Source organism: Nostoc sp. CALU 546 (assembly GCF_048836525.1).
Map to the genome: position 1 here is coordinate 67,393 of NZ_JAWJTF010000012.1, position 23,711 is coordinate 91,103.

Sequence of the window (23,711 nt, forward strand, 5' to 3'; positions counted from 1 at the left end):
TTTCTATCACTAGCAAAAGCGAATCAAATACCTGAAGTGCGTCTGTTTCCCAGATTTCAGAAAAACCAAACAGATATAATGTAAAAGAAAGTTACGCAGTTAAGGGATTGGGCGTTGGGTAAAACAGTTCCGAGTTCCGAAAGTTCTGAGTAAAGAAGTGAGATTTCCTACTCAGCACTCAGCACTCACCACTCAGCACTCAGCACTCAAAACTCAAAACTCACTACTTAAAATACTCCATAAGCGGTAGATACTCATTGTGTTTGTCCTCAGCGGTTACGAGTACCTTCTAGGCTTCTTCATCATCTGTAGCCTAGTACCAGCCTTAGCGCTCTCAGCTTCCAAGCTCCTACGACCCAGTGGTTACGCTCCAGAACGTCGCACCACTTATGAATCTGGCATGGAACCCATCGGGGGAGCCTGGATTCAGTTCAACATTCGCTACTACATGTTTGCTCTGGTCTTCGTCGTCTTTGATGTGGAGACTGTTTTCTTGTATCCTTGGGCGGTAGCTTTCCACCGTTTGGGGCTATTGGCTTTTATTGAAGCGCTAGTCTTTATTGCAATTCTTGTAGTCGCTTTAGTTTACGCATGGCGTAAAGGAGCTTTGGAATGGTCTTGAATTCTAACTTAACAACCCAGGGTAAAGAACGAATCATCAACCCGATTGAGCGTACCAATGTCACTCAAGACCTTTCAGAAAACGTCATTTTGACGACGGTTGATGACCTCTACGACTGGGCGCGGCTTTCTAGTCTGTGGCCGTTGTTATTTGGTACTGCTTGCTGCTTTATTGAGTTTGCAGCTTTAATTGGTTCCCGATTTGACTTTGACCGTTTTGGGCTAATTCCCCGTTCTAGCCCCCGCCAAGCCGATTTAATTATTACGGCAGGGACTATTACGATGAAGATGGCTCCGCAACTGGTGCGTCTTTACGAACAAATGCCAGAGCCAAAGTATGTAATTGCGATGGGTGCTTGCACAATTACTGGCGGGATGTTCAGCGTTGATTCCCCCACAGCAGTGCGCGGAGTCGATAAACTGATTCCTGTGGATGTGTACTTACCTGGTTGTCCTCCCCGTCCAGAAGCAATTATCGACGCAATCATTAAGCTGCGGAAGAAAATCTCCAATGAGTCGATGCAAGAGCGGGATAAAATTAAGCAAACTCACCGCTATTACAGCACGACTCATAATTTGAAGCCAGTAGAAGAAATCTTAACTGGTAAGTATTTGCAGTCAGACACTCGCTATGCACCACCCAAGGAATTGGCGGAAGCGATTGGTATGCCAATACCACCTGCAATGCTGACAGAAAAGGCGCAAAAGGAGGAACAAACCCGTGGCTGAAGAAGAATCTAAACCAGTACCAGCAGCGAAAGAAGAGGCATTGGTACAAGCGGGTAAAGTTTCCCAGTGGTTGACGGAAAATGGTTTTGACCATGAGTTTTTAGCACCGGATAAGAATGGTGTAGAGATAATTAAGGTGGCGGCAGATTTCTTGCTTCCTACCGCTACAGCCCTTTATGCTTATGGGTTTAATTATCTCCAGTGTCAAGGTGGTATTGACCTTGGCCCAGGACAAGAATTGGTGAGTATGTATCACTTGATTAAAGTCGGTGATAATAGCGATCGCCCCGAAGAAGTTCGAGTTAAGGTGTTCTTACCACGGGAAAATCCTGTAGTGCCTTCTGTGTACTGGATTTGGAAAACCGCAGATTGGCAAGAGCGCGAGTCTTACGATATGTACGGCATTATCTACGAAGGACACCCAAATCTCAAGCGGATTTTGATGCCGGAAGATTGGGTAGGTTGGCCTTTGCGGAAGGATTACATCTCGCCTGATTTCTACGAGTTGCAAGATGCTTATTAGAGATTGCTGAATCGAGACGCGATGAATCGCGTCTGTACAATATAGTGCTGGGTTTCGGCAGTGATTAACCCCTTTCCGGTGGCGGAGAGGGGTTATGTTTTTGGTGTCTCATGTAACAGTTGGTTGGCAATATTTGCTGTAATTCATTGACTATAGGACTTACGCATTAACAATATTTATCGATATTTTCCAAAGTAAGTCAAATTAGTTATTTTGTGGAATTTTGGCGATCGCCTTTTTTAAACGAGCCACAAACTACGCAAATAATGGTTTTTCCCCTATTTTAGTAGCAATTGATCTACCAATATTATGGAAATATTCACTTGTTACACCTATAGATACAGGATGTTTAGTTATAACAAACACAGTCTGACTATTTCTACAAATTAAAAAACCTTCTGAAGTTTGTGAAAACTCAACATCCTTTATTTTTTCAGTTATTCTTCTCCAAGAAGGCTCATATCCCACACCGTAGAAAACAACCGCTTTAGGTTGATGTTCTTTTATTCTTTGACTAATATGATTTATTCGCTTTTCAAGACAATACTTTTCATAAGTATCTCTATTAGATAAAAAAGTAAGCTTAGAATATTCACCATATATCCAATGTTTAAGAGATGGTGAGGGTAAAGGTAATAATTCTAATAAACAAGTCTCTTTATCTTTTCTACCTAGTTCCTCTATTTGATATTTACGAATATCTTCTAGGTCAATATTATCTTTTCCTTTAGCACTCAATATAATACGAATTAATGTCCTCCAGACTGGCACATCCAATTTTGCACCTGGTTTAAAACTCGCCCCATATCCGATAGCTTCATGATATTTTGCAATATCTTCTATTTCCTTCTGTTCTCTCTCTGACCATTTCTTTATTCTGTTATTAATTTCGTTAAAATCTCCTCCTGCTTCTTCCATACCAATAAACCAATAATTCCCTTGATAATTACCATATCCATAAAATACATCAACTATTTTTTCTAGAAGCTCATCATTAAAAAAATCTTGACTGAACATAACTCTATTATTTTAATTAGAAAATCAAAACTTGTTCATCAAAAATAATTGAGCATACATAGAATGTCAAGTTAAATAACTAAAGTGAAAATTTTCGGACATTATCAAGTCATAAATAAACTTTCTATTCTTTACGCCTTTGCATGAGGCAATTTTCCCACAAAAAAACTTGCCTCAGAAGCATCACACCCCCAAGGCAAGCCAACTCTCTAATTCTTTCTTTACTTCGCGCCCTTAGCGCCTTTGCGGTTCGTTAAAGTTGCTTCACTTCCGAAACCAACTTCGCCACCATATCCTTCGCGCTACCAAAAAGCATCGTCGTCTTATCCTTGTAGAACAACTCATTATCTACACCGGCAAAACCCGTACTCATCCCGCGCTTAATTACAATCGTCTGCTTCGCCCGATCTACTTCCAAAATCGGCATACCATAAATCGGGCTACTTGTATCACTCCGCGCCGCCGGATTTACCACATCATTTGCCCCAATTACTAAAGCCACATCCGCTTGATCGAACTGGGGGTTAATATCATCCATGTCGTACAACTGGGTATAAGGCACATTTGCCTCCGCCAGCAACACATTCATGTGCCCCGGCATTCTTCCAGCAACGGGGTGAATGGCATACTTGACATCAACGCCCATTTTTTCTAACTGATCTGACAATTCCCGGACGCTATGTTGCGCTTGGGCAACTGCCATACCATAACCAGGCACAATTACCACAGAACGGGCATAACCCAACATCATCGCCCCTTCTTCAGGATCAATGCTGCGGACAGTTTGATCAGTCGCAGCACCACTAGCAGCACCACCTGAACTAGAACCTGTACCAAAAGCGCTGAACAGCACACTAAATAAGGAGCGGTTCATCGCTTTACACATAATTTCGGTAAGGATTAAGCCAGATGCTCCTACCAAAGCACCAGCGATGATTAACATGTTGTTCATCACCACGAACCCAGCCGCCGCCGCCGCCACACCTGACAACGAGTTCAACAGCGAGATTACCACTGGCATATCGCCGCCACCAATGGGGATGACGAACATTACTCCCAGCACCAATGAAACGCCAACCACTCCCAAGAATATGGGTAAACTATCTGGTGTGATGATTAAGTAGGCACTACCTACTATATAAGCACCCAGAAGCAAGAGGTTAAATGGTTGCTGGAATGGAAATGTAATCGGAGAACCGCTGATTAAACCTTGCAATTTGGCAAAGGCGAGAAAACTGCCCGTGAAGGTAACGCCACCGATTAACACGTCCAACAACATGGAAATGTTCACATCTAGGGGTATCGCTTGAGAACTATCTAACAACCGCCAGAATTCGGCAACGGCTACTAATGCCGAAGCCGCACCGCCCAAACCGTTGAGTAAACCCACCATTTGGGGCATTTCGGTCATTTGGACTTTGTAGGCAACGATCGCACCAATTCCCGATCCAATCGCCAAGCCCAACAATATCATCTCGTAGTTCAACACATGTTGATCGAGCATTGTTGCTGCGATCGCTAGCAGCATTCCCACAGCCGCTACAATATTACCGTTTCTCGCTGTAGCAGGTGATCCCAGCTTTTTCAAGCCCAGAATGAATAACGATGCAGCGACTAAGTACGTCAGCTGAATGCCAGTTGGTAAAAAGTCGCTCACGCCTTAATCTCCTTCTTCTTGAACATTTGCAACATTCTGTCTGTCACTAAAAAACCACCCACAACGTTAATTGTCGCCAGTATTACAGCAATCAAACCTAGAATTACTGACACGCTTGTGTCTTTTGCACCAGCAGCTACTATTGCTCCAAGTACCGCAATCCCAGAAATAGCGTTTGAGCCTGACATCAAGGGCGTGTGTAGAGTCGGTGGGATTTTGTTGATGACTTCAAAACCGATAAAAGATGCCAAAACAAATACAAACAAAGCAGCAATTAATGCCTCTGTCATGAAATCAAAACTCCTTTTGTAAGTGGGCATTGGGAATGGGGCATTGGGCATGGGGCATTGGTTCTACTCCCTTATCTCCCCTTGCTTCCTCATCTCCCTCATTCCCTAATTAACCGCCGGTTGTTGAGTATTCAAAGCTTGTAGCGCATCCCGCACTCGTTGATTGCGAATTTCACCAGCGTGGGTAACGCAAGCTGCATCAACGATGTCGTCGCTAAAGTCCACCTGTAAAGCTTTGTCTTTAATTAGCAATTGCATCAACGATGTAACGTTCTTGGCATACAATTGACTGGCGTGAATTGGCATTGATGATGGGAGATTGATGGGGCCGATAATTGTCACACCGTTCCACACAATATCTTTACCTGGTTCGGTGCAGGCGCAGTTACCACCCTGTTCAGCAGCCAAATCCACAATCACTGAACCTGGTTTCATCTGTGCCACCATTTCTTCTGTGACGAGCCGTGGTGCTTGTCTCCCAGGAACTTGAGCGGTGGTAATCACCACGTCAGAATTTTTGATGTGTTCGGCGACAACTTCTTGGGTACGTTGTTTGCTAGCCTCAGAAATTTCCTTGGCGTAACCGCCAGCAGCAACAGTTTCTTCGTCTAATTTGACTTCAACAAATTTTGCCCCTAAGCTTTGCACTTCTTCTTTGACGGCGGGACGAATATCAAAGGCTTCTACCACTGCTCCTAAACGTCTAGCGGTGGCGATCGCTTGCAATCCGGCGACACCAGCGCCCATAATAAATACTTTCGCTGGTGCGATCGTACCTGCGGCTGTGGTTAACATCGGGAAATATTTTGGTAATGCAGCTGCCGCAATTAGTACTGCTTTGTAACCTGCTAATGAAGCTTGCGAAGACAAAGCATCCATACTTTGCGCCCTGGTAGTACGGGGAATCATCTCCATACTCAAAGCTGTGACTTTCCGATTTGCCAATTGCTGTGCGACAACAGGATTTCCCAAAGGATTGAGGAAACTGACTAAAACAGCCCCTTCCTTTAATAAATCAATTTCTGAACGTCCATCTTCTCGTTCTTGTGGTGGGCTGACTTTCAGCAGAATATCTGTTTCGCCCCATAATTTGGCAGTATCGCTGATTATTGTGGCTCCTGCGGCTTCATAATCAGAATCACTGAAAAATGATCGCTCTCCTGCACCTGTTTCTACCCACACTTCCAAACCTTGTTTTACCAATCGGGCAACGGTGTCAGGAATTAATGCTACACGACGTTCACAAACTTCAATTTCTTTAGCAACTGCTATTCTCATGAAATCTCCTGAAGATAAATACCTAATCTCTGCCAAGTAAGCGATTGTCTAGATGAGGCGTGTCCCGCACTCATAGTACTTAGGCAGGAACATCAGCCATGAATTTTACTTGTAGATTGAACCTTGAAACTTTCCTCTCCCACTCTTAGCTCTCCAGGCAAAGCCTAACTTTGCCGTTCGCAGATGTCATATTTTTAGATAGTTGCAAACAGGGTTACGTATTGCACATCCTAAATTGATTCCCAAATTTTGCATCTTTATCTTTAGCTTATTTTCGGGATTGAGAAATTTTGGTATTCCTTTCTTATAGAGTAATATTGACCGAATTTTGAAGGCTTTATAATTTCCCAATCAAATTTTAATGATTACGACTTCGATTCCAACTTATTTTAATCAATTTAGCCTAAGTTAACTGGCGATCGCTGATGGTACGCCTCAATTTTTATAACAAAATTCTCAAATTTAGATACACTTATACATATTTAGAAACACAATCCAATCCCAACTGTGTTTCTATTTAGTTCAAAATTTGACTAACCTAGTCATCAAATCAGCACTCTGTAAGGGGAATTAAATAAATCGATTATGAGTTAAATTTATAACTAAGCAATTTTACTATGCCCAAACATCAGAGAGAATGACACTTTTTACTGTTATTGAACGTCAATTGTCAGGAAGTGAGTAGTAAACTTTAGTAACGAATACTAACACACGGTTATTTTAGATAACAGATTTATATTTTGGTAGAGGAAGCCCAATTATGCGACGTATACTTTCCGCTTTAGCCGTGACTAGCTGTTTAGTTACTGTATTTCCAGCCCTGACTTGGGCGCAAAGCTTACCCGGATTTACGCTGTTTAGCGGCGTCAAAAGCGAAAATCAACTGCCCTTCCGGTTAGATTTTGGTGGACAAGCTAATGGTTGGGATCGATACAGATTAAGGATTCCAGCCCAAAGAATGAAATTGGCTGTTGGTCAATTTGCCATTAACTACCCTGATTATTACAAAGGAACTTTTGACCAGAACAAAATTGAAGTCCGAGTCAAAGGCAAAGCAGTTCCACTTTCTGAGGTGAAGTGGGACAAAGAAGGTAAGCTGATTAATATTTTTCCCCAAGAGCCTGTACCAGCAGGTAGCCCAGTTGAGGTAGTCTTCTCTAATGTGAAAAACCCATCCTTCGGTGGAGTTTACTATTTTAATTGTCAAGTACTCTCCCCTGGCGATGTGCCACTGCTGCGCTACATGGGAACATGGATTTTGAGCATCAATTAAATTTGGGGAGTGAAGAAGGGAATAGGTTACATACAGATTATTCCCTATCATCTCTCCCCTAATCTAATTCCCAATTCAATGATAAAGTGATAAAATTAGAGATTGTGAGTTTTTATAAAAATCACCTAAGAGGAGAACAGTATGAAAAGAACACTGGGCGGCACTAGCCGTAAGAGAAAAAGAACCTCTGGTTTTCGCGCTAGGATGCGGACACCAGACGGCAGAAACGTGATTAGCGCCAGAAGAAAAAAGGGGCGTCACCGTTTGGCCGTTTAGGGCATATCAAGCTATAAAGAGCATCAGTGGCTTTGCCCAAAGCAAATCGGCTAAAATCCCGCAAGGATTTCCAGGCAGTTTTCCGGGAAGGAATTCGGCGTCATGGCTCTTATTTGACATTAAGAGCCTTAAAACCGTTGTATTCATCAAAACCTTCTTTGGACACTGCCACCCAGGCTACACAAATAATTGACTCAGCACGTGTTGTCAGTACGCGGATTGGCATTTCCATAAGCACAAAAGTCAGCAAAAGGGCAGTGGTTCGCAACCGAATCAAACGACAAATTACTGCTGCTTTATACAACTTGCTACCCAAATTATCACCAGGATGGCGGCTTGTGGTCATTGTCAAACCCACAGCAGCAGAATCGAAGTGCGTAAGCCCACAATTTCTGCAAGAATTAGAGCAGTTGTTGGCACAAGCCGAGGTGTTCGATGGGAATTCGTGAAGACGTATATTATGAAGGTGGCCCCCATATTGGGGATTTAATTGTCAACCTGCTAATTGGGCTAACCATTGTCGGGATACCATTAGCAGTCGGGGCAATTGTCAGGGCATTGTGGCTGCGTTTCCGCATCACCGATCGCCGAATTACAGTGACGGGAGGTTGGCAAGGGCGCGATCGCACTGACGTAGTTTACTCAGAAATTGTCAAAATCGTCAAAGTTCCCCGTGGCATTGGCTTGTGGGGAGATATGGCGATAACCCTCAGAAACGGCAGTCGTCTTGAATTGCGTGCAATTCCCAATTTTAGGGAAGTCTATGACTACATTAACGAAAGAATTGCTGCGAAAAATCCCGAATTTAGCGCTGCTGCCAACAAGTAATGGGAATAGAGAAAGCAGGGGGAGATGGGGAAATTACCCAATGCCCCATGCCCAATTCCCTATTCCCCATTTGAATGTGCGGCTATCCGTAGCGAAAGATAGTCGCCGACAAATCATGATTTAGATAAATTAGATTCAGTTTACAGTACCTCAGGTTGAATTCAGAATAATGGATTTTGGTATCGGCTTTCTCTCGAACAACGTGATGCTGCCAATCATAGATTTTTTCTATGGTATAGTGCCTAGCTACGGATTAGCGATCGTTGCTTTGACCTTGATAGTCCGCTTCGCGCTCTATCCCCTGAGTGCTGGCTCAATTCGCAATATGCGGAAAATGCGAATTGTACAACCTCTGATGCAGAAGCGGATGGCAGAAATCAAAGAGCGCTATAAGGATGAACCGCAAAAGCAGCAGGAGGAAATGGTTAATGTCCAAAAAGAATTTGGCAACCCTTTGGCAGGTTGTTTTCCATTACTAGTGCAAATGCCGGTCTTGTTCGCACTGTTCGCCACTTTGCGGGGTTCGCCTTTTGCAAGTGCGAACTACAGCGTTAACCTGCAAATCTTTCCCGCAGAACAAATCGAACAAATTCAACCGCAAGCCTTTGCTACTGCTCCTCAAAATATTTACGTTGCAGATGGGGAACACGTTAAAGTAGCTGCAATCATTCCCAGCGGAACCAAACTAGCGGTGGGAGAACAAACCAAGATACAGTATCAGACTGTTGAGGGCAAACCATTTCAGGTTCTTTTAGCAGAACACCCAGAAAATAAGCTGATTCCTGATTGGAAAATTACCAAAGGTGAAGATAGGGTAAAAATTGATGCTGATGGCAATGTAGAAGCCTTACAACCAGGAGAAGTTACTATTCAAGGTACAATTCCTGGACTAGCAGCAGAAAAAGGCTTTCTATTCATTGATGCTTTAGGCAGGGTTGGCGCACAAGATCCAGATGGCACAATCCACTGGGATATCGTCGCCATGATTGTCTTCTTTGGGATCAGCCTTTATGTTAGCCAAATGCTTTCCGGGCAAAATTCCAGTGGTGGCAATCCGCAGCAAGATACAGTTAACAAAATCACCCCAGTCATCTTTTCTGGGATGTTTTTGTTCTTTCCCCTACCAGCTGGGGTGCTGATGTATATGGTGATTGGCAATATTTTCCAAACCGCACAAACTTATCTTCTCTCCCGCGAACCTCTACCAGAAGAACTGCAAAAAATCGTAGAAACCCAGGAAAAGGAAGCAGCAGTCACAGAACAAAAGGCATTGCCCTTTGAACCAAAAAGTCCTAAGAAAAAGGCGACAGGGGGATCATGAGCGACATTCCGATGCAGCGAGGTCAGCAGTGGTTAAAAACCCTGCTGGAACTCACTGGAATACCTGCTGAGATTCAGGGTCATTTAGAAACTGCCCAATCTCAAGATGGCGATTCCCCAGAACCAGATAACTACTGGCTGACAATTGACCAAACAAACTTAACCTCAGAACAAATCCAAGTATTAATTGGTGTCGATGGTTCTGTGTTAGATGCGATTCAGTATTTAGCAAATTCAGTTTTAAACCTGAGCCAACCCTCGGAAGAACAAGCCTCTTACACCATTGAGTTAAATGGCTACCGAGTTAAAAGAGAAGCCGAAATTCGCGCATTAGCAGAAGCAGCAGCCGATGAAGTGCGCTTTTCTGGTAGAGAAGTGGAAATCAAATCTCTTAGTTCTGCTGAAAGGCGACAAATCCATACATTCTTGAAGGAATTTGGAGATTTGGAAACCTTCAGTCGCGGTAAAGAGCCGCATCGTCATCTAGTTGTGCGACCAGCTTCGTTGGAAGAAGTTAGGGGCTAGGGGCTAGGGATTAGGAGTTAGGAGTTAGGAGTTAGGAGTTAATTGAAAGCTCATAACTATATAATTTCAAAATTTCTCTTGTTCCTACAAGCTAAAATAAAGATGTAGTATCAGTACAAATACTGATAATAACTGTTAATTGTTAGTGAGCATATCTCACAAAATCCTATGGACGCAATTTATATTCCGCAGCTAATTAGAGCATCGGAGCGGACAGAGGAAGTTCAGGTTAATGAATTTCTGCCTGGTCTGGAAACGTTGACACCAGTTCGTGGCCATGTGCGCGTGCAGCATAATGGCACTTATCTGGAAGTGTCCAGTCAGGCAGAAACAATTATTACTTGTACCTGCAACCGCTGCTTGCAGCAATACAATCGCCGCTTAGGGATTGATACAAAAGAAATTATCTGGTTAGACGAAACTGCAAATCAGCCAAATGACTTGCCCTTAGAAAGGGAAGTAGTTATGGAAGAGTTGCTGGAAAGCTTACCGCCTGATGGTTATTTTTATCCCAACGAATGGCTTTATGAACAGATGTGCTTGGCAGTACCCCTGCGGCAGTTATGCGATCGCAATTGTCCAGGTATTCCTGTAAGTAATACTGTTGATAGTTCTGATAGTTCTGATAGTTCTGGAACTCCAGTTGATAACCGTTGGGCTTCTCTGGAAGCACTGAAAAAGCAACTTCCGGGCTAATAGCCTATTGCTTATGCCTCAAATTCTGTGATTTCCCGCCCGTGCGTAGTTTACCAACCTAGGCATCGCTTTCGGGAATATTAACTCGACAGAGACAGCATGGGTGGTAAATATATGAGGCTTGTAAGATGCGATCGCAAAGTTTATGTCTACTATTGTATCTCGGCTCGACATTACACAAAAATTCTGTGATGTAGATGACTTCTGTAAGCAGTGGGAAAACTTATGGCAACAAATACCACTTTTACAAGGCATCACCAGAAAAATTAGGGTGACTGACCATCAATAACATTTAGAAAATCTTCAGCCGTGATAATCGGGCAAGAAAAATTATCTTTTAGACTGAGTAAATCGCGATCGCCCGTCACGAGATAATCAGCCTCACTGACCACAGCCAAAAGTAAAAAAGGCACATCAAAGGGATCACGACATTCAGGAATTACAGGCAAGCGGCCGGGCATCGCTACAGCTTCACAAAAGAGTATGTAATCCGATAGTAAATCTTCTTGCTCGGTTGGCGTGAGCTTAAACTTTGGATAAGCCAGCACTCGGATTAACTCAGTTGTTGTCGCTTTAGAAACCAGCACAGTGAAGAGATCGCCCTGCCATGCCAAACGAAGCCTAGATACTCTGCCCCCAAATATCAGCGCCGAGATGATAATATTAGTATCAATTACCACCCGCGGACAAACCATTACGATTGACGCGCCCAAGCCACTGCATCAGCCACATCCTGCTCACTCAGTCCTAAATCCGCCAGCTTAGATCGAACTGCATCAGCCCGCTGAATTTTTACTGGAGTCAGAATAATTTGCCCCCCCTCCACCTTTACCTCAAAATACTCAGCCTCACCGATTTCACGAGTAATACTTTTAGGCAGCGTTAGTTGATTTTTAGAAGTTAACTTGGCGAGCATGACTTGCCTCCTAGCCTTTGCTATCAAATGTAAGGATTCCTTACTTGAGTATATACATCCTACCTTACTAAATCTAAAACCTAATCAGAGAAACAACTTTTCTGACAAACGTGAACTACTACTGACCCAAAGTACTGTAACTCCGTTGGCGACGCGATGGCGATCGCACCTGATCAATTCCAACTTATCAATCGCAACCGCTACAACCCGCATCCCAACGTTGGCTGATTAAACCTGCTTATGCTTGCAATGCGATGACCACTTGCAGGTATGGTTGGTCTGCCCAATTAATAAAGACTTGATAAACAGCTTTCAGTTTGCAGAAGGTTACAAAAAAGTGGGTGGACATTGCCACCCATGAATCTACTCTTTGGTTAATTCCTCAAACTGTGCGATCGCATCCAAATGGGTTTCAGCTTCGGCTACACAATCAGGCAACTCTGGCACTGACGCGATAAAATCCCCCTCGGATGCCTGTTCAAGCAGAACATGAAGAGACCAGCCTATTCAAACTTGTGATTCTTTGAAGATTCATAGACAGCGAAACTAGATTCACTTTCCCCATAATTATGCCTTAATCAAAACTCAAATACCTGATGCAAATACAATACTGCTTGGGTAAAGCATTTTGAACTCGGAATTGGGTTTTGGGAAAATGTTAAAGGTTTTTTCTTTCCCCTTTCCCCTTACCCTTTTCCCCAAAACCCGACAAGTATTGGATGCAAATAGGCATTGAGCCGAGATATGAACGAAAAAGGTAATTCAGAAATGTTTACGTCTAAGTGTATGATAAAAACCTTGATTTTTCGTTATTCCACGGAGGCGGACTACCCTGCGGGAAGCCTCAAAGCGTCTATGTTTGTGTAGCAGTGAATTCTATTCGCCTAATATTTTGCTGAACAATGAGAGAATAACAAATAACCAAAGCCAAATATGAACTTCCGTGAAGAGTTTAAACTGCTGCTACGCGCCCGCTACCCTTTGATTTATATTCCCACTTATGAGGAAGAACGGGTAGAAGCAGCCATCCGGGAAGAAGCAACCAACCAGGGTAATCGCCCAGTGTATACTTGGGATTTTGTCGATGGCTATCAAGGAAACCCCAATGATGTTGGATTTGGGCGACGTAACCCGTTGCAAGCTTTAGAATTTATCGAAAAATTACCAGCTTCCGCACCTGCGGTATTGATTTTACGAGATTATCATCGCTTTTTAGATGATGTAGCGATCGCCCGCAAACTCCGCAACCTCGCCAGACTCCTGAAGTCGCAACCCAAAAATATTGTCCTACTGTCGCCGCGCATCGCCATTCCTGACGATTTAACCGAAGTGCTGACAGTCGTCGAGTTTCCCTTACCCGCCGCCCCAGAAATTAAAACTGAGGTAGAACGCTTACTCCAAAGTACTGGTAACTCCCTTTCTGGAAAAGTTTTAGATGACTTAGTGCGCTCTTGTCAAGGACTTTCGATGGAAAGGATTCGTCGGGTTTTGGCAAAAGCGATCGCTACCCACGGAGAATTGCGACCAGAAGACGTGGATCTAGTTTTGGAGGAAAAGCGCCAAACTATCCGCCAAACGCAAATCCTGGACTTCTACCCTGCCACTGAGCAAATTTCTGATATAGGCGGACTGGATAACTTGAAAGATTGGTTGATTCGTCGGGGAGGCTCATTTACAGATAAGGCGCGACAGTACGGATTACCGCACCCCCGTGGTTTAATGTTGGTGGGTATTCAGGGAACCGGTAAATCTTTAACAGCAAAAGCGATCGCTCATCACTGGCATTTACCCCTGCTACGTCTAGATGTGGGAAGGTTATTTGGTGGTTTGGTGGGTGAGTCAGAATCTCGGACTCGCCAAATGATCCAAGTAGCTGAAGCCCTCGCACCTTGTATTTTGTGGATTGATGAAATAGATAAAGCCTTTGCTGGACTTGGTAGCAAGGGTGATGCAGGAACAGCCAGCCGTGTGTTTGGTACTTTTATTACCTGGCTAGCCGAAAAAAGCTCACCCGTGTTTGTCGTCGCCACTGCCAACGACATCCAAGCTTTACCGCCAGAAATGTTGCGTAAGGGGCGATTTGATGAAATTTTCTTTGTGGGATTGCCCACTCAAGAAGAGAGAAAAGCAATTTATGATGTTCATTTATCCCGACTGCGCCCCCATAACTTGAAAAGTTATGACATCGAAAGATTAGCTTATGAAACACCTGATTTTTCTGGGGCAGAGATTGAGCAAACTTTAATTGAAGCGATGCATATTGGATTTAGCCAAAACCGCGACTTTGCTACGGATGATATTTTAGAAGCAGCGAGTCAGATAATACCCTTGGCGCGAACTGCCGTAGAGCAGATTCAGCAACTTCAAGAGTGGGCTGCTGCTGGGAGAGCGCGTTTAGCATCAAAACACAATCCTTTAAGCGAACGCCTCCGGCGGACTACATGAAGGCATTCAGCAGTGGCTAAAATAATGAGTTAAAAGTCCATAGTCAATAGTTAATGATGAATTATTATGGACTATTGATTCTTATACGGATAGGTTACATTGCTTCTCTACTCGTAAATCTTGAGAGCCAGTTCAACGTCACTCCCCTTAATGGGTAAAATACGCACGTGACTGGCTCACCTTGACCAAATAATTACTAATTCGTAATTACGAAGGTACAAGCCCCAAAGAAAGTGCAACTACGAATTACGAATTATGTTGACCCTTGACTCTTAATAATCAGGTTTTAACTATGTTGTCTGGCTTAACAAAGTTTATACTTGGGTTTTTCTTAGCGATCGCTGTCTTAATAGGTGGCGGTGCTGCAATTGCCCTCTATTTCATGAATCGCACCGGCATACCCCCTGCCAAACCGGTTTATTCCAACGATAGTCCCTCGGTAAAAGCCCAAGCTCCCAAAGCAACTCAGGCTCAATTGTCTCCAAGCTCAACTTCTACTCCCACAGAATCGCCTAAAGCTACCCCAACAGCAAAACCATTGCCATCGGGAGCTTACCGAGGGCGTGTTACTTGGGCTGAAGGTTTGAGTTTGCGATCGCAACCAAACCAAGAAGCTGAACGGATTGGTGGGGTTACTTTTAATCAAAAAATTATTGTCTTGGAAGAAAGCGGGGATAAAGGCTGGCAAAAAATTCGTTTGGAAGATAGCGAACAAGAAGGTTGGGTGAAAGCAGGTAATACTGAAAAAGTTGATGAATAATATGTATGGGGAATGGGGAATGGGGCATGGGGCATTGGGCATTGGGCAAAATAGTTTCGAGCCAAGAAGCGAGATTTCTCACTCAGGACGGGCTAAACGCCCCGCTATCCATGTACAGCACTCAGCACTACTACTCCCCACTCCCCAGGACAATTACTTGTAAAGAATCATACGAAAAGTAATTATTACACAGAGAAAGTCGTATACTTTTTTATAGTAATCAATTTAAAAAAAGCAAGTGAAAACAGGGGTCGATAGCTATTTAATCAAGCTCGCCTCAGTCTACGAGGCATCCGAAAGCATCAAGGTTGTTCCTATCGTAGTTAATTTCAAATTTTTAAATTGGAAAAAGTTATCTACTGGTGCTGCAATACGTCTTTTATCAGTGGCACTAATTACGGGGCTTCTGAGTATCGCTGGGCAAGCTTTAGCACTTCAGAAAATTGGAAGTAATGGCGCTGAAGTTACCACTAACCAGAGATGTTTAAAAAAGTTAGGCTACTTTAACGGCCCGGTAACAGGTAAGTTTGCTAGCCTGACTCAAAATGCGGTCATTAAATTCCAGCAAGCCAATAGGCTACCTGCTGATGGAGTTGTGGGTATTAATACTCAACAAGCCTTGCAACGAGCCTGTCAGAGTAGAGCTTCTAGCAGGAATACTAGTGGTGCAGTTGGTCAATACCCTACTCTCTCTCAAGGCAACACTGGTGCAGCAGTTACAAGGTTGCAACAGCGTTTACGGCAGTTAGGCTATTTTAATGCTAATCCCACTGGGAATTTTGGACAAATTACTAAAGATGCTGTAATTGCATTCCAGCGAAGTTATCGCATATCTGCTAACGGGATTGTGAATCGACAAACTTGGAACGCATTACTGGGTTCCTCTCCAAGTACAGCTAGATCAAGTCTCTCGACTCAGCAGGTGAGAGAACTCCAAGTACGTTTGCAGCAGCTAGGTTTTTTTAATACTAATCCCACTGGGAATATTGGCCCAATGACAAGGGAAGCTGTCATCCAATTTCAGCGAAATTATCGCTTACCTGTTGATGGCATCGCCAATGCCCAAGTTTTAGAGGCAGTACGTAGAGCCTCGACTAGTGGATATCCTACTCAACAACCAGCCAGAAGTTATTTGACTGTAGGCGATCAGGGAGAGAATGTCAGATTAGTTCAAGAGCGTTTGTGGCAGTTGGGTTTCTCTAATACCAATCCTGATGGCTTTTTCAACGATTACACCAGAGAATCGGTGATTGCATTCCAGCAATCTTCTCGAATTAATTCGACTGGAAATGTAGATTGGCAAACTTGGCAAGCATTAGGGTTGAATAACTCGACTGGGGGCGATTATGCTGAGACTACTAATAGTTATTTACCTCCTACTAATGACTATGTAGCACCTCAAACTCGCTATTTACCTCCCACTAATAACGTAGTGCGTGTTACTAATGGCAATACATTAGCTGCTAACAATCCTTACAGAGTAATAATTCCAATTTCAAATAATGATACTCTGAGTAAAGTACAACAATATATACCCAATGCTGTTACAGAGCAATCCAGTCTAGGGGATTATGTGAATGCTGGAGCATTTAGCGATCGCGCACAAGCAGAAACGCTAACGAAAAAGCTCCGCTCATTAGGTCTGGATGCACGGGTAAAATTCAATTAACTAATTCGTAATTCGTAATTAAATTGACAAACTCAACTGCGAACCTTCTTGAGTTTTATTAACCTCAATCCTGGCTTGGAAAGCTTCTTTGAGGTGCGGCATGTGAGTGACAGTGAGGATGCAGGCAAAATCAGAAGCGATCGCATTAATCGCTGCAATCAAGCGATCGCATCCTTCGGCATCTTGTGTACCAAAACCCTCATCCACAATCAACAATTGCAACGCCGCTCCCGCCCGTTGCGCTAATAATTTCGCCAAAGCCAAACGGATGGCAAAGTTGATTCTAAAGGCTTCTCCACCAGAGTAAGTTTCATAAGATCGCGTTCCTCTAGAATCGGCGATTAAAATATCTAGGGTATCTATCAGCTTGGCATTTTTCTTTGTTGATTTAGCACTGCGTCCAGATTTTTGAGTAATAAATTGCACATGAAACTGATTCCCACTCAGCCGCGAAAGTAGTTGATTTGTCTCAGCTTCCAGTTGCGGCAACACATTCTCAATCATCAGTGCTTGGATGCCATTTTTACCAAAAGCTTGCGCTAATTCCTGATAAACACGATATTCCTGCTTGCAAGATTGTAATTGCTGCTGCTGTTGTTCATATTGCACTTGCAGTATTTCCAGTTGATGCGCCAGCTGTTCTAAACGCCCTAACTTGGCAATTTGCTCATCAAGTTGCCGTCTGCGGATTGCTAACTGCTGCTCTAGAGCTTGAATTTGGGCAGATGGGTTAGCTGTTGCTTGTAGTTGCTGGATAATGCTTTCGATTTGTCCGCCCAATTTTTGCCGTTCGGTTAATCTGGCGCTTCTGGAATCCTCTAACTCTTGCAATCTCGTCTGGAGTTGCGGATACTGCTGCTGGGCTGATAGCAGTTGTTGATATCGTAAATGCCAAGATTGAGCTTTCTTTACAGCCATACGCAGATTGTTGTGCTGCTCAGAACTATAGCCAATTTCGGTAATGTGACGCTCAAGAGCCGCAATTTGTTTAGCACATTCAGAATCAATCTGATCCTGCTGGATTCTGACTTGTAATTGAGCAATTTGGGATTGTAATTCTGGTTTTCGTGCTAATAGTTGCGCTTGTCGCTTAGTTGCATCTTTAATCTGCCCTTGTTTAATTTCTGCCCACCGCCACCGCTCAACTTCACTCCGAGCCAGGGCATGGTCTTGTTCATTATAATTAGCTTGTTGCAGATATTGGTCTAGCTGCCGGAGTTCGGCTTGTTTATCAGGAGCGTAATCACCAGCTTGGAGCGATCGCTCTAAATGCTGTTTTTCAGCAGCAATTTGTTGTAACTGTTGTTGTACATCAGTTGTAGCTTCTAACTGTGCTGCCAACTGTCCCCGCTGTTCGCGTAAACCATCGTAACTCGCCAATTGTTGAGAAATATCCCGATATTCCTGCCTCAAAGTCTGAATTTCTTTGTCAGACACAGCCATTTGTTCTCGCACTACCCAAAACTGCCCTTGAGTATCCTCTAACTCAGTCTGGGTTTTTTCCACCACCCGATTCCAGTGATGTTCATCTAAAGGACGCTCACATAATGGACAAAGTGCTTCAGGATTTTGGAGCATAAGCAATTTCTGCTCTAATTCCCCCAGTTGCTTTTCATAATCCCGTTGGTGAGCTTGCAGACGTTCAATAAAGTGCCGTCTTTCTTGCCCTTTTTCTTGGACTCGTTGTAGATAAACTCGCTTTTTCTCCAATTCCTCAATCTGGATTGCCACATCCATCACCGCTTGTTGTAGTTGCGGTTGGCGGCGGTGCTGTCGTTGCAATTGGTTCTCAGTACTTTGGAGCTGTTCGAGTCGCGCTACTAAACCAGCATGAGTGCGATCGAGTTGGTTTTGTAAAGTTGCTCGTTGTTGCAACAACGGAGTCACCTGCATTTGCAATTCATCTAGACGATGAACATGGTGACGCGCTGCGGCTAGTTGTGACAAAGCAGCTTCTACTTCACCTGATTTAGTCAGCGTTTGCTGAATATCTCGCTCTTGTTGCTGCAAAGCTTCTAACTGCGCTTGGGCTTGTTGCAGTTGCCGTTCGATTTCGTGAATTTGTTTGGTAAGCTGTTGTTGTTTTTGTTGGCGATTCTGTTGGGCGCGGGTGTATTCTTCAAATTTGACAGCAAAAGCTTCTTCTTGAGATTGGAGACTTTGATATTGGGCGTATCCAGCTTTAATCTCAGCTTCTTGGCGTAATATTTTTTCTAAATCTGATAGCTGAGAGGCAATAGCTGATTGTTCTTGTTGGAGGCGATCGCAATCTTGGGTAAGATTTTGGTATTGCTGCTTTACAAAATTGAGTTGTTGTTCCCAACTTTGGCGCTGGTGCTGGACAACTTGCAAACTTTGTAATTGAATATTATCAAAAGCTTGCACCTGTTGCAGTTGGTTAAGTTCGGCTTCTAACTCCACTCTTTGCGCTTGAGTTATCTCGCGTTGTTGCAGCTGAACTTTTATCGACTCCAAAGAACGCTCTAACTCTACTGCCTGTGCTTTAAACTGACGAGAAGATTCCTTAGCACGTTCTTCCAAATCATCATACTGATTGAGTTTTAACAACTCCGCTAAAATTTCTTTGCGTTCCGTGGGACGCTTAAGCATAAATTCATCTGCACGACCTTGACGTAAGTAGGCAGAATTAATAAAAGTATCATAATCGAGCTTGATGTGTTCTAGAATCAAATCTTGGGTTGCTCTTACCCCTTTGCCAGTGAGTGAGCGAAACCCAGATGGTATTTCTATTTGAAATTCAAGAACGCTAGTACCTCCCCGAATTCGGGTACGAATCACCCGATATTTTTGCTGGTTACTTTGAAAAGTAAAATCAACCCGAACTTCTTTAGCACCAGAATAGATGACATCATCTTCAACAGTGGCACGGCTTTCACCCCAAATCGCCCAAGTGATTGCTTCTAAAAGAGAAGATTTACCGGCACCATTGGAACCACAAATACAAGCCGTATGCAAACCGCCAAAATCTAAAGTTGCATCACGGTAACTAAGAAAGTTTTTGAGGATAAGTTGTACTGGGATCATTCACGCTATGGCGCCACATCTACTTTTAATAATTAACAGTACAGATGCACTGTTTGTTAGTTTAGCTATCTAGATATCAGGTTTCTAGTCTTGAATACATCAATTTTACAAAAATTAACAATACGATGAGTGAATTTTTCTTGTTGAATGAAAAAGTTTTACTATATTCGGAGAAAAATGAGACTCTCCTGGAAGCTTATCGTTATTTATTAGACTGATTATTGTAGAGACGGCGATTCATCGCGTCTTTGTGATGATTTATGGCGTCTTTGCGCTCTAGAATTTTCATCGCAAAATCTTAACCAAACTATATTGGGCCAGTTGAGAATTCTCTTAACCGATCGCTTTTTGTGGATAATTCTAAAAAATTAAAACCCGCCAGCGCGGGTTTCGATTGTATGGTTGTCCGAATTCTAGTCGCCAAAACATAATTTTAGTTGGCTAGTTGCGATCGCGATCGTTTGACCTTGACCGAGGTATCAACAATCCAATATATGTACCGACAGCAAATTTTGTTAAATCTAGAAATTGAGGGCGACTCTTTTCGTCGATAACTGCAAGAGTAAGAGAACCAATCACCATAATCAGCGTTACAACAGCTAGCACTTCATCTCTTGAAGGAAATTTCTTGGATAACATCGACTCACTCCTAAATCGTTTGAATCATTACATCCTTAGCTTTACAGGCGAGTGTTTGTTGTAGGCTTAAATACAGGTTTGTGATGTGAGTGACTTGTGTATGCGATGAGCATGAATTACCAATTTGGCAGTTAGAATCAGCAAAAGTGTAATGGTTAGTTTATGTCCGGGCGATCGCTTTCTTGTTCTCCAGAAGGAATCCAAAAAGCAAAAAGAGCTTTGATCCGCTGTTCCTTAACTCAAAAAGCATTAGCTGAAGATTTAGAAGTAACTCGCCAGCCGATCGGCAAATTCTTTACAGGTAAACCTGTTGACCGCAATCTTTTTGTCCAGATTTGCGACAGGCTAGATTTAGAGTGGGAAGAAATAGTTGCTGAACCAGCTAGTGAACTAGAAGCAAATCTAGACAACAGCATTGATATTGATGCGATCGTGCAAGGGGTACGCGAAAAGATAAAATCCAGTATTCAAGAACGCTGTGGCACAATGCGAGTGTTAGATATGACTCAGCCCATCGGGTTAAATGACATCTACACTAACGTCAATATACTAGAGACAATTACTGGACGACAGCGCTTAGGAATTGATGAATTATTGCAACAGTGTACCAGCGAGGATTTTGACCACTTTGGACTGGTCAAAATCACTGAAAAACGATTACCGGGACTGAAAGCTGTTGAGAAATATCCCAAGCTAATGATTTTGGGAAAGCCTGGGGCAGGTAAAACCACGTTCTTGAAGTATTTAGCGATGCAGTGTATTGAGGGCGAGTTTCAGTCCGAACGTGTGCCGATTTTTGTTACTCTCAAAGACTTTGCCGACGCTGCTAACAAACCTGGATTATTGGAATATATTAGTGTAGACGCAATGAATCGTACCTCTGAAAGAGGAGGTGTTGTAGATACGCAATCTATTATCTCTATCCAAAATGTAATAAATCATGGTAAAGCGTTAGTTTTACTAGATGGCTTAGATGAGGTCAGGGAAGAGGATACTAGCCACATTATTAAAGAAATTCGTGAGTTTTCGGAACATTTCCGAGAAAATCACTTAGTCATAACCTGTCGTATTGCAGCGCGGGAATATACCTTTGAGAAGTTCACAGAGGTAGAAGTTGCTGATTTTGATAAAGAACAAATTGCCACCTTTGCAACTAACTGGTTTAAAGGAAAAGCTGTAAAGCCAGAAATTTTTATTAAACAGCTTAAAGAGAATAACAGGATCAATGAACTTGCTGCAAGTCCTTTACTACTAACGTTGCTATGTTTAGCATTTGAGGAGTCAGGAGATTTTCCAGCAAATCGTTCTGAGTTATATAAGGAAGGATTGGATGCACTACTAAAAAAATGGGATGCCAAGCGTGGAATTCAGCGCGACCAGATTTATAAAAAGTTATCAATTCAGCGTAAGGAAGATTTACTCAGCAAAATTGCCCTGATTACGTTTGAGCGTGGTGACTACTTCTTCAAGCAGAAAACAGCAGAGCAATACATTATAGATTACATCCGTAATTTACCCAATGCCAATACTGATGAGGAAGCATTGCAACTCGACAGCGAAAGAATTCTGAAGTCAATTGAAGCTCAACATGGGCTATTGATGGAACGGGCTAAAGGTATTTACTCTTTTTCGCATCTGACATTTAATGAGTATTTCACAGCTAGAGAATTTGTTGTTGGAAAGCAGTTATCAAATGAGGCTTTACAGAATCTTGTCAGCCATATCACTGAAAAGCGCTGGCGCGAAGTTTTATTGCTGGCGGTTGGGATGTCTCCAAACGCAGATCGTCTGTTGCTATTGATGAAAGATAAAGTCGATTCGCTTTTAGCTACTGACGAAAAATTACAGCAGTTTCTAAAGTGGATAAGCAAAAAATCTTTTTCAGTAAATGTTCCATACCAATTAGCACTTATTCGCGAGTTTTACTTTGCTTTTATACTGGGACATAATCTTTATCTGGTTGATATGTGTATAGGAATCGACCTTGATTTTTGTCTTATCTCTGAGCTTGGATTCAGGGAAGCCATTGGTACAGATAATACTAGAGATTATTTTAAGTGTAATCTGGTACTTAGTCCTCAACTTCAATTTTGTTTGAATTTCAAGCATAAAAATGGTGTTGATAATATTACTAAATTAACTCACAGTCTTATTCCTGATCTAAAATCAGGATTGCTACCACTTGTAAACCAACTACCTAACCCAAAAAGTGATTTGCAGATCCATCAACAATGGTGGGAAACAAATGGTCAAACTTGGACTCAGCAATTAAGAGCAGTAATGATAGGATATCGCAGTATCGATAGTGAGTGGGAGGTGAGCATTCGCCAAAAGGAATTACTAAACCAGTATTACAATGCAAATTTATTCTTAGTAGATTGTCTAAATAGCGATTGTTATGTCAGTCGGGAAGTGCGACAGGAAATAGAAGATACTTTGCTATTACCGATCGCAGAGATTAAACAGCGTCAGCAGCAAGCTTAAACACCCATTATCTTTCAGTAACAAAGGTCAACAATGTGTTATATTCATTACCTATTTGTTGCTATTAGACTTGCTTTTTACCTAATAGCGAATTCTCAGGCAACTGCCAAGAAGACCCTTGACAATAGACATAACCATTTGTGATGGAAATACCAAACATTTGCCGCATGATTTTGGTAGCTTCTTTTCTCTCTTCATCTGTCAAGTAATCTTGACCTTTAAAACCTGCTCGATAACGTTGAGGATTACCACCAGCATCCACATAACGCTGTTTCCCAATTTCTAAAATTTCTTGGAACCTAGCATACTTTTGTTTTTGCATTTCAGTCCAATTTGCCATAATTACAAGTCCCAACTAATCGGAACAATATCACCCTTTTGTAAAACCGTAGCGGTAAGACTGGGCTGGTATCTTTAATGTACCAATTGCCACTATCTTCATCATAGAACCTATTACCAAGTAAACCTAGAGTAATAAGTGCGTTAATAATCAAGTATCGCACTTCACTCGCTGACATCAGAAATTACTCTATAAATTGACTTTAGCATTTCTAAAAGAAAGCGAAAATATTTTCCAAGTCCTAGGAAATTAATCTAAAATAGAAGTAAGAGTTCACAATCAGAGCATTCCCCTCTATATCAATGGCTTAGATATGTGAACATAAGTAATAAAACAGTATTTGGGAACAAAATAATACTCATTTTAAGTCTTATGAGTGT

Annotated in this window: 26 protein-coding genes and 1 pseudogene; 17 read left to right on the plus strand and 10 right to left on the minus strand. The window is 42.6% G+C overall.

All coding sequences use genetic code 11. The features are described from left to right. Positions 1-259 precede the first annotated feature (259 nt). The 3 genes from ndhC to RRG12_RS08760 are packed head-to-tail and all read left to right on the plus strand — an operon-like array spanning position 260 to position 1,873. Positions 260-622 carry a photosynthetic/respiratory NAD(P)H-quinone oxidoreductase subunit C gene (gene ndhC / locus RRG12_RS08750; RefSeq protein WP_012411797.1) on the plus strand — a complete coding sequence of 121 codons (363 nt, stop codon included), beginning with the start codon at positions 260-262 and terminating at the stop codon, positions 620-622. Beyond that, positions 613-1,350 (plus strand): photosynthetic/respiratory NAD(P)H-quinone oxidoreductase subunit K, encoded by a 738-nt coding sequence (ndhK, locus tag RRG12_RS08755; RefSeq protein WP_420758994.1) that lies wholly within the window; start codon positions 613-615, stop codon positions 1,348-1,350. The genes ndhC and ndhK overlap by 10 nt, the downstream gene beginning before the upstream one ends. Next, positions 1,343-1,873, plus strand: coding sequence for an NAD(P)H-quinone oxidoreductase subunit J (locus RRG12_RS08760; protein WP_099103180.1), 531 nt, complete (start codon positions 1,343-1,345; stop codon positions 1,871-1,873). The genes ndhK and RRG12_RS08760 overlap by 8 nt, the downstream gene beginning before the upstream one ends. A gap of 255 nt (positions 1,874-2,128) precedes the next feature. Here the strand turns inward: RRG12_RS08760 and RRG12_RS08765 are convergent, their stop codons facing one another. The 4 genes from RRG12_RS08765 to RRG12_RS08780 form a co-directional block, all read right to left on the minus strand. Continuing rightward, positions 2,129-2,890, minus strand: coding sequence for a hypothetical protein (locus tag RRG12_RS08765; RefSeq protein ID WP_420758995.1), 762 nt, complete (start codon positions 2,888-2,890; stop codon positions 2,129-2,131). 253 nt (positions 2,891-3,143) lie between these two features. Continuing rightward, on the minus strand, positions 3,144-4,547 hold the full coding sequence (locus RRG12_RS08770) for an NAD(P)(+) transhydrogenase (Re/Si-specific) subunit beta (protein ID WP_181930969.1): 1,404 nt from the start codon (positions 4,545-4,547) through the stop codon (positions 3,144-3,146). After that, on the minus strand, positions 4,544-4,837 hold the full coding sequence (locus RRG12_RS08775; RefSeq protein ID WP_251960284.1) for an NAD(P) transhydrogenase subunit alpha: 294 nt from the start codon (positions 4,835-4,837) through the stop codon (positions 4,544-4,546). Before RRG12_RS08775 ends, RRG12_RS08770 begins: the two co-directional genes overlap by 4 nt. Before the next feature lie 105 nt (positions 4,838-4,942). Continuing rightward, a complete protein-coding gene (locus RRG12_RS08780) occupies positions 4,943-6,115 on the minus strand; it encodes a Re/Si-specific NAD(P)(+) transhydrogenase subunit alpha (RefSeq protein ID WP_420758996.1) in 1,173 nt (390 codons plus the stop codon). Positions 6,116-6,875: 760 nt separating this feature from the next. Between RRG12_RS08780 and RRG12_RS08785 the strand changes: the two genes are divergently transcribed. The 8 genes and pseudogenes from RRG12_RS08785 to RRG12_RS08820 form a co-directional block, all read left to right on the plus strand. Then, positions 6,876-7,388, plus strand: coding sequence for a DUF2808 domain-containing protein (locus RRG12_RS08785; protein ID WP_069071331.1), 513 nt, complete (start codon positions 6,876-6,878; stop codon positions 7,386-7,388). Positions 7,389-7,529: 141 nt separating this feature from the next. Further along, on the plus strand, positions 7,530-7,664 hold the full coding sequence (rpmH, locus tag RRG12_RS08790) for a 50S ribosomal protein L34 (RefSeq protein WP_084227158.1): 135 nt from the start codon (positions 7,530-7,532) through the stop codon (positions 7,662-7,664). 26 nt (positions 7,665-7,690) lie between these two features. Continuing rightward, complete coding sequence (gene rnpA, locus RRG12_RS08795; RefSeq protein WP_420758997.1) at positions 7,691-8,113, plus strand: ribonuclease P protein component; 423 nt, start codon at positions 7,691-7,693, stop codon at positions 8,111-8,113. Then, positions 8,100-8,492 (plus strand): PH domain-containing protein, encoded by a 393-nt coding sequence (locus RRG12_RS08800; protein ID WP_069071333.1) that lies wholly within the window; start codon positions 8,100-8,102, stop codon positions 8,490-8,492. The genes rnpA and RRG12_RS08800 overlap by 14 nt, the downstream gene beginning before the upstream one ends. 169 nt (positions 8,493-8,661) lie before the next feature. After that, entirely contained in the window at positions 8,662-9,813 is a 1,152-nt protein-coding gene (yidC, locus tag RRG12_RS08805; protein WP_069071334.1) for a membrane protein insertase YidC, read from the plus strand. Beyond that, complete coding sequence (locus RRG12_RS08810; protein ID WP_069071335.1) at positions 9,810-10,337, plus strand: protein jag; 528 nt, start codon at positions 9,810-9,812, stop codon at positions 10,335-10,337. Before yidC ends, RRG12_RS08810 begins: the two co-directional genes overlap by 4 nt. A 168-nt stretch (positions 10,338-10,505) precedes the next feature. Beyond that, the gene (locus tag RRG12_RS08815; protein WP_069071336.1) at positions 10,506-11,033 is read left to right on the plus strand and encodes a YceD family protein; all 528 of its coding nucleotides are present in this window, start codon (positions 10,506-10,508) and stop codon (positions 11,031-11,033) included. A 145-nt stretch (positions 11,034-11,178) separates the two neighbouring features. Further along, positions 11,179-11,310, plus strand: a pseudogene (locus RRG12_RS08820) (IS982 family transposase); the annotation flags it as partial. On the opposite strand, the gene RRG12_RS08825 reads toward RRG12_RS08820, so the two are convergent. The 3 genes from RRG12_RS08825 to RRG12_RS08835 form a co-directional block, all read right to left on the minus strand. After that, positions 11,300-11,728 carry a putative toxin-antitoxin system toxin component, PIN family gene (locus tag RRG12_RS08825; RefSeq protein WP_069071337.1) on the minus strand — a complete coding sequence of 143 codons (429 nt, stop codon included), beginning with the start codon at positions 11,726-11,728 and terminating at the stop codon, positions 11,300-11,302. The pseudogene RRG12_RS08820 and the gene RRG12_RS08825 overlap by 11 nt on opposite strands. After that, on the minus strand, positions 11,728-11,949 hold the full coding sequence (locus RRG12_RS08830; RefSeq protein WP_029637898.1) for an AbrB/MazE/SpoVT family DNA-binding domain-containing protein: 222 nt from the start codon (positions 11,947-11,949) through the stop codon (positions 11,728-11,730). Before RRG12_RS08830 ends, RRG12_RS08825 begins: the two co-directional genes overlap by 1 nt. Before the next feature lie 84 nt (positions 11,950-12,033). Continuing rightward, positions 12,034-12,162, minus strand: a complete 129-nt coding sequence (locus RRG12_RS08835) for a hypothetical protein (protein WP_420758998.1) — start codon at positions 12,160-12,162, stop codon at positions 12,034-12,036. Between the two features lie 104 nt (positions 12,163-12,266). On the opposite strand from RRG12_RS08835, the gene RRG12_RS08840 reads away from it, so the two are divergent. From RRG12_RS08840 to RRG12_RS08860, 5 genes are all read left to right on the plus strand, one after another. Further along, entirely contained in the window at positions 12,267-12,407 is a 141-nt protein-coding gene (locus tag RRG12_RS08840) for a hypothetical protein (protein WP_420758999.1), read from the plus strand. Between the two features lie 475 nt (positions 12,408-12,882). Beyond that, on the plus strand, positions 12,883-14,394 hold the full coding sequence (locus RRG12_RS08845; RefSeq protein ID WP_420759000.1) for an AAA family ATPase: 1,512 nt from the start codon (positions 12,883-12,885) through the stop codon (positions 14,392-14,394). Positions 14,395-14,686: 292 nt separating this feature from the next. Further along, a complete protein-coding gene (locus RRG12_RS08850; RefSeq protein WP_420759001.1) occupies positions 14,687-15,154 on the plus strand; it encodes an SH3 domain-containing protein in 468 nt (155 codons plus the stop codon). Then, the gene (locus RRG12_RS08855) at positions 15,147-15,317 is read left to right on the plus strand and encodes a hypothetical protein (RefSeq protein WP_420759002.1); all 171 of its coding nucleotides are present in this window, start codon (positions 15,147-15,149) and stop codon (positions 15,315-15,317) included. The genes RRG12_RS08850 and RRG12_RS08855 overlap by 8 nt, the downstream gene beginning before the upstream one ends. A 75-nt stretch (positions 15,318-15,392) precedes the next feature. Further along, on the plus strand, positions 15,393-16,823 hold the full coding sequence (locus tag RRG12_RS08860; protein ID WP_420759003.1) for a peptidoglycan-binding protein: 1,431 nt from the start codon (positions 15,393-15,395) through the stop codon (positions 16,821-16,823). Positions 16,824-16,841: 18 nt separating this feature from the next. Here the strand turns inward: RRG12_RS08860 and sbcC are convergent, their stop codons facing one another. After that, a complete protein-coding gene (gene sbcC / locus RRG12_RS08865) occupies positions 16,842-19,868 on the minus strand; it encodes an exonuclease subunit SbcC (protein ID WP_420759004.1) in 3,027 nt (1,008 codons plus the stop codon). Positions 19,869-20,309: 441 nt separating this feature from the next. Continuing rightward, positions 20,310-20,507 (minus strand): hypothetical protein, encoded by a 198-nt coding sequence (locus tag RRG12_RS08870; RefSeq protein ID WP_420759005.1) that lies wholly within the window; start codon positions 20,505-20,507, stop codon positions 20,310-20,312. A gap of 162 nt (positions 20,508-20,669) precedes the next feature. Between RRG12_RS08870 and RRG12_RS08875 the strand changes: the two genes are divergently transcribed. Further along, positions 20,670-22,991 (plus strand): NACHT C-terminal helical domain 2-containing protein, encoded by a 2,322-nt coding sequence (locus RRG12_RS08875; protein ID WP_420759006.1) that lies wholly within the window; start codon positions 20,670-20,672, stop codon positions 22,989-22,991. Positions 22,992-23,055: 64 nt separating this feature from the next. On the opposite strand, the gene RRG12_RS08880 is transcribed toward RRG12_RS08875, so the two are convergent. After that, on the minus strand, positions 23,056-23,331 hold the full coding sequence (locus RRG12_RS08880; protein ID WP_420759007.1) for a hypothetical protein: 276 nt from the start codon (positions 23,329-23,331) through the stop codon (positions 23,056-23,058). Between the last annotated feature and the right edge of the window lie 380 nt (positions 23,332-23,711).